Annotated in this window: 2 protein-coding genes; both read left to right on the forward strand. The window is 42.4% G+C overall.

Annotated elements, in window-relative coordinates:
* The first annotated feature begins 81 nt into the window (after positions 1-81).
* Positions 82-960, forward strand: coding sequence for an SDR family oxidoreductase (locus F6K20_RS31935; RefSeq protein ID WP_008187375.1), 879 nt, complete (start codon positions 82-84; stop codon positions 958-960).
* A gap of 355 nt (positions 961-1,315) precedes the next feature.
* Positions 1,316-2,800 carry a GMC family oxidoreductase gene (locus F6K20_RS31940; protein ID WP_008187377.1) on the forward strand — a complete coding sequence of 495 codons (1,485 nt, stop codon included), beginning with the start codon at positions 1,316-1,318 and terminating at the stop codon, positions 2,798-2,800.
* Positions 2,801-2,979 lie beyond the last annotated feature (179 nt).

A 2,979-nucleotide genomic window follows, 5' to 3' on the forward strand; every position in this document is an offset into this window, starting at 1 on the left:
CTATCCCAGCGCTGGCTACGAGGCGAAAAATAAGGGCAAGTCCGCCCCTAACGCACCCTACGCACCTAACCCTAAATTTTGATGAGAAAAAAACTCTTAGTCACAGGAGCTAGCGGTTTTCTAGGATGGAACCTTTGTCAGCTCGCCAAAGAACAATGGGATATTTATGGAACGTATTTTTCCCAAACGATAGATATTCCGGGAATAACCTTGGTAAAGGCTGACTTGAGAGAATTTCAGGAGATAAAGCATCTGTTTGCTGAGATTCAACCAGCAGGAGTAATTCATACCGCAGCTCAATCTAAACCTAATTTTTGCCAGACCCATCGAGAGGAATCATACTCGATTAATGTTACAGCTTCTATCAATATTGCTCGACTAAGTGCAGATTATGATATCCCTTGCGTGTTTACCTCTACTGACTTGGTCTTCGATGGTTTAAATCCTCCTTATCTGGAAACTGATCCGGTATCGCCTATCAGCTATTACGGTGAGCAAAAAGTGATGGCAGAAGAAGGGATGCGATCGCATTATCCTAAAGTCGCGATTTGCCGCATGCCCTTAATGTTTGGTATAGTTCCCCCTACTGCTAGTAGCTTTATCCAACCCTTTCTCAAAATCATCAGAGAAGGGCGACCCTTGAGCTTATTTACCGATGAAATTAGAACCCCTGTCAGTGGCACAACAGCAGCCAAGGGATTGTTATTAGCTCTAGAGAAAGTCCAAGGTCTAGTTAATCTGGGCGGAAAAGAACGGATCTCCCGCTATGACTTTGGTTGCCTGATGGCTGAGGTGTTTGAACTTTCCCAAGATAACTTAGGACGCTGTCTACAAAAAGATGTACCGATGGCTGCTCCTAGATCTCCCGATACTTCATTGGATAGTTCATTAGGATTTAGTTTGGGATATCAACCGTTATCAGTGCGGGAGCAATTGGAAGGGTTAAGGGGGAAAGTGTAATTATGTAAGCGGTCAGCGGTCAGTGGTCAGCCATCAGTGGTTAGCAGTCAGCGGTCAGCTTTGTGGTAAAGGCTTCGACGCTATGACTTTCGTGAGTATTAAACTAATACTTACCTATTTTATTCAACAACTGATTACTGATAGCTAACCGTTGATAGCTGAATGCTTAGGGGGTGATTTCCCTACCCGTAGTTGCAGTAGCCTGCGCCAATGCGCAATGCAAAAACAGTAGAATCTAATATTGATAGATTAATGAGAATTGAAAGTCTTCATCAAAGTTCTTGGCCTTGGCCAATTGCTATCAGCTTAAGCTGATAGCAAAATTAATTAGCAGATTCTACTGGGAGCAGTCAATATGGCAGAAGCAAATTTCATGTATGACTACATTGTGATTGGTGGAGGTTCTGCGGGAAGCATAGTAGCTTCAAAGCTTGCTGCTTCTGACTCAAATTCACAAATTCTCCTGATCGAAGCTGGAAAGCTCCTACTCAATCCCAAGATGTACAACCCAAGTGATTGGTTTGAAGTCCTACAACAACATCCAGAGATTGATTGGGGTTATAAGTCAGTACCTCAAACAAATTTAAACAACCGTGTAATCATGCTGCCCCAAGCAAAAGCCCTAGGTGGGTGTGCATTACATAATGCCATGGTTTATGTCAGAGGTGGACGCTCTGACTTTGATGAGTGGGGTAAGGTAGCACCCGGTTGGTCATGGAATGATGTACTACCGCACTTTGAAAGTGTAGAGCAAATCATTAAGGTTTTGGTGGCTCAGACAGATAATTTGAATTTCATTAACGATTTATTCGCTGCTGCTAACCAGTACGGTTTACCTGAAAATCCTAATTATAATACCAGCGAGAGTCAATATGGATACGCTCCATTTCAGTTCAACAATATCAAAACACTTTCAAAGCTTTTTCGTGAAACCACATTTAACACTTTTTTACCAGCGGTTCATACAAATGTAACTATAATAGCTGAAGCTTTGGTAACCAAGATCCGATTTAATAATACCAAAGCAATTGGTGTTGAATATGTTCAGAAGAACGAAAAATACTTTGCAGGGGTGCGACATGAGGTTGTGCTGAGTGCTGGTGCGATTGCGAGTCCAAAAATCTTGATGCTTTCAGGCATTGGCGACGAAACTGAGTTGGCGAAATTTGATATTCCAGTAGTTGTGAATGTTCCAGAAGTAGGGAAGAATTTACATGATGATCTTTTTGTTAGTGCCGGATTTTCTATTCCCGAAGATAAAGATGTACCAGTGTATTCCTATAGCCTAGCTCCAGCTGTGATTTTCGGCTCTACGGAAAATAGTAGTTCAGTTGTTGATATAGAGTGTTCAGTGGGAGTGGGAACACTCAAAGGTTTCCCTGGCCCAAAAAATTCTTTTTGGTTATGGCCAAATGTCATGCACTTGAAGAGTAAGGGAACTATTACGCTGGGTTCAAGTTCTCCTGATCAAGCTCCTGTTGTTGATCCAAAGTATCTGACAGTGCCAGGAGATCTCCAGTCATGTATAACAGCGCTTCAGTTAGGTATCGATATTGGCAATCAATCCAGCTTGGGGCAATGGCGGGAAAAACAAATTGCTCCAGAACCGGGAACAGATTTCGAGAGTTACATCAGAGAAACAGCTAATACAACACAGCACTATTGCGGAACTTGCAGAATGGGGATTGATCAGAATTCTGTGGTGGATACAGAACTTAACGTTCGAGGAGTATCAGGTCTGCGTGTGATTGATGCTTCTGTCTTCCCATTACCGATAACTGCAAACACAGCAGCAGCAACAATGATGATTGCTGATAAGGGAGGTGACATTTTGACCTGACGGGGTGACAAGGAGCATTCCGCGCCTTACTGGGTGAAGAATGAAGAATGCAGAATGCAGAATGCAGAATGCAAAAAACTTCCAATTCTTAATTCTTAATTCTTAATTCTTCATTCCTTAAAGATGTCTTAGTGTAAGTCCTGAGTTATTTCTTTGTGATGCCCTGAATCTTGGAATAC

Origin of the sequence: Moorena sp. SIO2C4 (assembly GCF_010672485.1) — a bacterium.
Classification (GTDB): domain Bacteria; phylum Cyanobacteriota; class Cyanobacteriia; order Cyanobacteriales; family Coleofasciculaceae; genus Moorena; species Moorena producens.